Raw genomic sequence first — 6,372 nt, forward strand, 5'->3', positions numbered from 1 at the left:
GGCTGGCGGTGCGGCTATTTTTGAGTTGTTGCTCCAGAATTTCTGGGCTTTCTGCGATCGCCAGTATCAGTTGGCGTGCCATAGTTAACGATCCCTAAACAGTATCTCTATTCTATGCAACTTCATTTAAAATTGGTATAAGTAGCTAGATTATCTGGAGTGCGCGGTAAATCGGATGACCATCCACTGGCAGGAGAAAGTAAGTGTGCTACTATCTTTACAAGGCTTTCCCAAGCTGCAAATAAAATGGGTGAAGCCTCAGAATGCAGATAGGAATTAGGCAGAATTGAAAGGTCTTGTCTGCCGAAATTAATTTCACTATCTGCCTTAAATTCTAAATCTGCAAATTTCACGATTGTTTTGCTGATAGTTTCAAAGTCAAATTCAGCAAAGGATAAAGGTGTACTTGTTTCCGCAGACTCTGAATTTTTTTCAATTGGTACAGCAGCGATCGGTGGTTCAGGTTCGATCATGGATCTGTCTCGAAGTTTACATCTAAAAAATGGATGCACCCACTATCAGCAACAACGGCTAAACCAGTCTTTCCCCAGGGTGCGATCGCTTGCGGTACTACAGGAATACTAAAATTACCTAATTGACTCCCTTCGCGATCGCAAACTATAAGCTGTCCCTGAGCATCTGCCACTACATATCCCCAACTGGTAACACAAGCACAAGTTGGTAAGCTTTCTACAGGAATTCGTGTCACTTTTAGAGGTAACAACTTAATTAGCAAAATAGCTGATTTGGAACCTAGAGGCATACCTAGTAAAGTATAAGGCTCGGCAGTAGGCAATAACTGGCTTCCTAGCGTGACAACTTTCCCAACACTGGTTAATAAACGCACAGAACCAATCGTTGTGCCGCGACGACTATAAACTTTAAAAGTAGTTTGAGGCTGTTTTTGTTCAGTGTCAGGCCAAATTGCTAGTAAATGTCGGCGATCCAAAAACATTAATTCTGGCAAGTTGGACTCTGTTAGCGCAATAGTTCGCTTTAGGGTTAAAGCTGCCAAGCCGCTTTCTATGGCTAGGGAATAAAAACGCAACTCGCCGGGAATAGCTACGGCTAAATAGTGGCTGTGAAAATCAACAGCAGCTTTATAAACTGTAGGTATTGGTTCTGAGCCGAGATCTAGGATGCACTCAGGGTGCTCGGCGCGATCGCCTAGCCAGTAGAGTCGTTCTTGAGTAAGAATACAGCCGCCGCCGAGGGCCGGCAGAATGCCAAGCACAGGTTCGGGAAAAGACACAGAGGTTTGAATTTTGGCTGCAACTTGGCTGTGAGTTGGCTGAGGCAAAACTATTACCTGGGAACCCGTAGCAGCGTAGAGATAGGCTTCATTAGCAACTAAGATGCTCACAGGAAGAGGAATTGGTAATTGGGAAGAAGTAATTGACAAGTCAAAGTTGACGATCCTGCGCCTCTGGTCATCTTCCTCATTGTCAATATCCCCTTCCCAAGGAATGGAGCGATCGCCCAATTGTCTGACAGCGCGATCGTACATTGCCAGCCGCAAAGCTTGAGCCATTTGAGAAGCACTAGCAAAGCGGCGAGCTGGTAATTTCTCCAAAGCTTTTTTCAGCACTTCCTGCAACGGCTCTGGTATGACATCGGGCAATTGCAAGCGCTGATTTAAATGCGCCCACATCAAATCCCCCGGCGTGCCGCTAAAAGGGCGATAGCCCATCAGCAATTCAAATAATAGAATCCCCACTGCATAAATGTCAGACATGGGCGAATAAAGGCCGTAGAACCTTTCTGGAGCCATGTAAGCGGGAGAGCCAACCGTAGCGTCTGGCGAAATCTCTTGATGGAGGCGAGTAGTGCCAATTTCCGGTAAACGGCGGGCAATGCCAAAATCAGACAGTCTAGGCAACCAGCCTTTTGGCCCCAAACTCAGCAGAATATTTTCTGGCTTGATGTCGCAGTGAACCACGCCTCGGCGGTGAGCGTAGTCTAAACCCGCCAAAACGCCTATTACTAGCTGTAGGCCTTCAAGCAATCTTAGCGTTCTATCCTGCTTCAGGAGGCTGCGGAGGGTTCCCCCTTCGCAATAGTCCATAACTAGGTACCGCCCTGTCGCCGTATGTTCCAAAGCGATACAAGCAACGATATTAGGATGCTGTAACGTAATCAGGAACCAAAGTTCTCGCAAGAATTCACTTGTGGGGGCTTGCTGGTGACTCAGTTCCTTAAGAGCCACCAGTTGACCAACTGGGCGCGAATTTTTTCCTCCAGATTGGCGAATGCTGGCACAAAAAACTCGACCAAACTGGCCTTGTCCTACTAGCCCTAAAATCCGGTACTTGGAATTTTGCATGGCTCCAATTTCAGGAAAGCCTTTAAGATAGTATTGAAATATGCTATGTGAAGAATTCTGACAAAACTTAGGATTGTTGAATTAACCACACCGTACAACTTATGTTATATCAGCTTGAGTATGAAACTGCCTTTCACCCTGGGAGCGCGATCGCTACCAAAATCATAGAATTTCGTAGTCAGTATCGACATTGCCATATCACCGTGCCGGATTTGGAACACCCTGTAGCGGCACTTTTCGTCGAAGGCGAGTTTTACAGCTTTTTTAAGGCTGTGAATGATACACAAAAAGCGATCGATATCGCGACCAAGATGCACAAGAGTGGCGACAAGACCGTAATTACAAAAACTCCAAAAGGCTATGTCATCTGGGTGAGAGAGCCTGAAGGTTATTCTGCTCTGCTATCTTAACTTTTTTTTGGGAACAGGTAAGATTATTGTTCAGGGGAAATCGAAATCAACTTTATCAAGGAATTAGCCTGACAGGATCGAGAATTAAAAATGGTCAAAATTATTAAGCTAGAGCCAATTGCTGAGGAAATGGCAGTCCTGACTAACTCAAATATTCTGTCTGCCTTGCTCTCGAAAGAACTTAATGTTCTGAAAGAATGTGGTGGTAGGGGTATGTGTGCTACTTGCCACGTTTATATTAAAGAGGGCATGGATGCTTTGTCGGGGATGAGCCGTCGGGAGCAGAGGACGTTAGAGGTTATTACTACAGCTAAAACGACTTCCCGCCTTGCTTGTCAGGCTCAGATTTTGGGTGATGGAGTGGTGGTGGAATTACCGACAGGTATGTACATCAACGCTATTGACAATGTGGAAGCTTTGATAGGTCGCCGCGCTGAACAAAACTTGCTGCACCCAATTACTGGTAAAGTTGTTGTGGAAGAAGGAAAGTTGATTACTCGTTCTATTATTAATCAGCTTAATGAAACACGCTTGCAGGTAGGAGATTATCTTGCTCGTACTAGAGGAGCCTAGATTTTAATTTTGTAGGGTTGAGTTGAGTGGATAAGTTTGGGACAAAATATGTCCCGGCTTGTCGTCTTTACTGAGAAATTGGCACAAAATTTACTGCTAAAAAGTATTCCTCTGCCATCAGACTTACTTATAATTGTATGTAACACTGCCGTCTTGGCATTTGAGGGAAGAAGTGCATAATTCCTATTTGGGTTCAATAATTTCTCATCAACAATTCTAATTTTATGTTAAGTCAATTAGCTAATTTGAGTGTGGAAGCGGACGGGCGCTATGCTGCTCAATCAGAACTTCAGTTTTTGAAAGATTACTTCCAATCGTTGAATCTACGCTTGAGTGCTTATAAGAAAATTCAAGCTGCGGAAAAAGAAATTATTCGCGATGTAGAAACAAAAATTTTGTCTGGGAGCCCTGATTTATTGCGTCGGGGTTCTCAAGATCTCACGTCAAAATGGAGGTTAGACACGGTGCGCGTACTACGGCATTCGGCGGCAGCATTGCTGATTGACGATCGCAACCGTCTGCGCGATCGTCTTTTACTCTGGTTTCAAACTATTTTGGGTTCTTTTCAAGCTAAAAAGACTTCTGAAATAACTTTTCAAATCATGCAAGATGCGATTAAACAATATCTTACAGCCGAAGAAGCAAGTTTGTTTATTCCTATTCTGGAAATGAACCGCTCTATCTTCAGCAAGTAAGATTTGTTAACTGTTAACTGTTAACTGTTAACTGTTATTTGTTAACTGTTAGCAATTAGCAATTAGCCATTAGCAATTAGCCATTAGCTTTCTGAGGAATTGGCTATGGGAATAGAGCATTGAGTCCGCGTAAAATTTGATTCTTCTGACTCTGAAGGGAAGGCGAGAACTTCTAAACGACCTTTCATTAAAGCTAAAAGAGTCTGATTCATCAATAAGCGTAGTCCTGATGATAACTGAGGATGCTCTGCCGCCTGAGCATTTGTGTCTAAATCACGCTTGAGCAAATCCCATGACTCGCTCCAGGCACTAATGGGGCGCTGATCGTCTACCCAAATATGAACTAAGCCTGATTCTGGGGACGGATGGGCAGAAACGTTAATGCTGCCCTCTTCCATCTGAATGATAGCTGTGTCTACGAGGTTGACGAGGACTTGTCTTAAGCGTCGCAAGTCTGCTAGGACGTAAATTTCAGCGTCGGGAGGAGATATCTCTAGACGAATGCCGCGATGAGTTGCTTGTAGGTAAGTTAAGTCATCAACTTCATCGAAAATTTTGGCTAACTGAAGCGGCTGAATATCCATTTTTTCGCTGCCATGCTCAGTCTTGGCGACCGCGATGACTTCATCCATCAGCCCGACCATTTTCAGGGCTGAGGTATGGGCTTGCTGCACAAATTCTCGCTCTTCTTCTGGATCGTCGCATAAATCCGACAGAATTAACTGAAGGGTGCCAATCATACTATTGAGTGGCGATCGCAACTCGTGGGAAGTCCGCGCCAAAAAGCCTGCCTTAAATTGACTCATCTCGACGGCCATCTGGTAGGCAAGTTGTGTTTGCTTCAGTTGGTTCGAGAGAATTTGTAACTGTTCGGGGTTTGTTTCTTGAGGTTCTAGGTCTGGTAGTGCTTCTACCTGGGTTGATGGCTGTTTCTGACGAAATAGCCGATTACTACCCAAACCTAGTCCCAAACCTACTGCTAAATATACCAAGTCGCTCCAGCCCATCAGCGTCATCTCACTTTGCCTTCACAGCCCCTTAGCATTTTAACTCTACCGCGCCTTGCCGCAAGATTTCCCAGCTATTCCCAGTCCATTTGGCCACTGTGGACGGCAAACCGGATGTTTTTGTGGTTGTTTTTAGTTCGGAAGCCTCTAGGGTTAAGACTTCTGGGAATTTTTGTTGAATTTCGGTAGTGGTTTCTAGGGGTGGTTGACCTGATAAGTTGGCGCTGGTGGTGGCTAAGGGCCCTGTCTGTTGTAGGATTTTTTGGGCGATCGCGAGGTTAGGGACTCTGATGCCGATGGTGGTGGGGTCTGTGGGGTTCATGGCTGAGGGAACTTTTGCGGAGGCTGGGAGGACTAGGGTGAGGGCTCCGGGCCAGTGGGAGGCGGCGATTTGTTGCCAGATTTGGAGTTCTTCTGGGGTGCCGGTGATGTAGGGCCAAAGATCCTCTGGGGTTGCACCCATTAAGATTAGGGGTTTTTCGCGATCGCGTTTTTTGGTGGTGAAAATTAGTTCGCTGGCTTCGGGGCGTACTGCTAAGGCGGGTACGGTATCGGTGGGAAAGCTAATAATTTGATTTCCCGATATTGCTGCTGATATTAAGGTTTGGATTGAGACTTGAGGCATGGTGTGAATGTTGATGGGAAATATTTATATTGTAGTTGATTGATATTAAGATTATGCGGCTACCTCAGCTTTAAAGGTTCGGATACTACGACAAAATTTTCTGTCAATCACCAATGGCTTTACGTTACATTAAATCAATTCAATCAAATTTAGCTTACTCATCCTCCTATGAAGAAGATCGAACGTAAAACACATAGAGATGGCAACTTACACCCTAAAGCATTTAATTGTCTAAAACTTCTCCCTGAAAGCTTTACTTATCATAAAGATCATACTGAACGGCATCCTTACTCAATCTACAGTTTCTCAGTACAGAGAGTAATGAAGTCTTTTAATGACCTTCTGGATGAAACAGATCGGATTTCTACGGCTTTGTTTAATGTGGATGGATACCTAGATTATCCATTAGATAATCTACCTAATTTACAAAGAGAACTATTACACGCCTTACAATCTCATATTGATGATTGTTACCTTATCCTTAAAGTTATTCATCCATCTAGCCCGCAGGTTAAAAACAAATTTGTAGAGTCTTGGCTGGAAAAAGCCAAACACCCTGCATATAAAGATTTTTATAATTCAATTAATGACTACAGAAAATCATTTGCTCCTATTGTTAATCATTGGTGACAAGTTAAGGCTCAAAGCCAGTTGTCAAGGGGATTTTCGGCAGTGGCTCAAAGAAAAATGGTTCTCCACGTAGGGTGGCATCCGGAAAGGGAGCGATAATCAATTTTAA

The 6,372-nt window shown here is 44.2% G+C and carries 8 protein-coding genes; 4 read left to right on the forward strand and 4 right to left on the reverse strand.

Annotated elements, in window-relative coordinates:
- Positions 1–122 precede the first annotated feature (122 nt).
- Together PN499_RS18560 and PN499_RS18565 are read right to left on the reverse strand one after the other, a co-directional pair.
- Positions 123–473 (reverse strand): hypothetical protein, encoded by a 351-nt coding sequence (locus tag PN499_RS18560; protein WP_272033583.1) that lies wholly within the window; start codon positions 471–473, stop codon positions 123–125.
- Positions 470–2,323 (reverse strand): serine/threonine-protein kinase, encoded by a 1,854-nt coding sequence (locus tag PN499_RS18565; protein ID WP_272033584.1) that lies wholly within the window; start codon positions 2,321–2,323, stop codon positions 470–472. Before PN499_RS18565 ends, PN499_RS18560 begins: the two co-directional genes overlap by 4 nt.
- 101 nt (positions 2,324–2,424) lie before the next feature.
- Between PN499_RS18565 and PN499_RS18570 the strand changes: the two genes are divergently transcribed.
- From PN499_RS18570 to PN499_RS18580, 3 genes are all read left to right on the forward strand, one after another.
- Positions 2,425–2,733 (forward strand): hypothetical protein, encoded by a 309-nt coding sequence (locus PN499_RS18570; protein ID WP_272033585.1) that lies wholly within the window; start codon positions 2,425–2,427, stop codon positions 2,731–2,733.
- A 90-nt stretch (positions 2,734–2,823) separates the two neighbouring features.
- On the forward strand, positions 2,824–3,306 hold the full coding sequence (locus PN499_RS18575) for a 2Fe-2S iron-sulfur cluster-binding protein (protein ID WP_007354220.1): 483 nt from the start codon (positions 2,824–2,826) through the stop codon (positions 3,304–3,306).
- 224 nt (positions 3,307–3,530) lie between these two features.
- The gene (locus PN499_RS18580) at positions 3,531–4,001 is read left to right on the forward strand and encodes a globin family protein (protein ID WP_272033586.1); all 471 of its coding nucleotides are present in this window, start codon (positions 3,531–3,533) and stop codon (positions 3,999–4,001) included.
- Between the two features lie 83 nt (positions 4,002–4,084).
- On the opposite strand, the gene PN499_RS18585 is transcribed toward PN499_RS18580, so the two are convergent.
- Both PN499_RS18585 and PN499_RS18590 read right to left on the reverse strand, forming a co-directional pair.
- Positions 4,085–5,008, reverse strand: coding sequence for a sensor histidine kinase (locus PN499_RS18585; protein WP_272033589.1), 924 nt, complete (start codon positions 5,006–5,008; stop codon positions 4,085–4,087).
- Between the two features lie 31 nt (positions 5,009–5,039).
- Positions 5,040–5,633 carry an L-threonylcarbamoyladenylate synthase gene (locus PN499_RS18590; RefSeq protein WP_272033587.1) on the reverse strand — a complete coding sequence of 198 codons (594 nt, stop codon included), beginning with the start codon at positions 5,631–5,633 and terminating at the stop codon, positions 5,040–5,042.
- A gap of 168 nt (positions 5,634–5,801) precedes the next feature.
- On the opposite strand from PN499_RS18590, the gene PN499_RS18595 reads away from it, so the two are divergent.
- Complete coding sequence (locus PN499_RS18595; RefSeq protein WP_272033588.1) at positions 5,802–6,263, forward strand: hypothetical protein; 462 nt, start codon at positions 5,802–5,804, stop codon at positions 6,261–6,263.
- The last annotated feature ends 109 nt before the right edge of the window (positions 6,264–6,372 follow it).

The organism is Kamptonema animale CS-326, from assembly GCF_028330895.1.
GTDB classification, from domain to species: domain Bacteria; phylum Cyanobacteriota; class Cyanobacteriia; order Cyanobacteriales; family Microcoleaceae; genus Kamptonema; species Kamptonema formosum.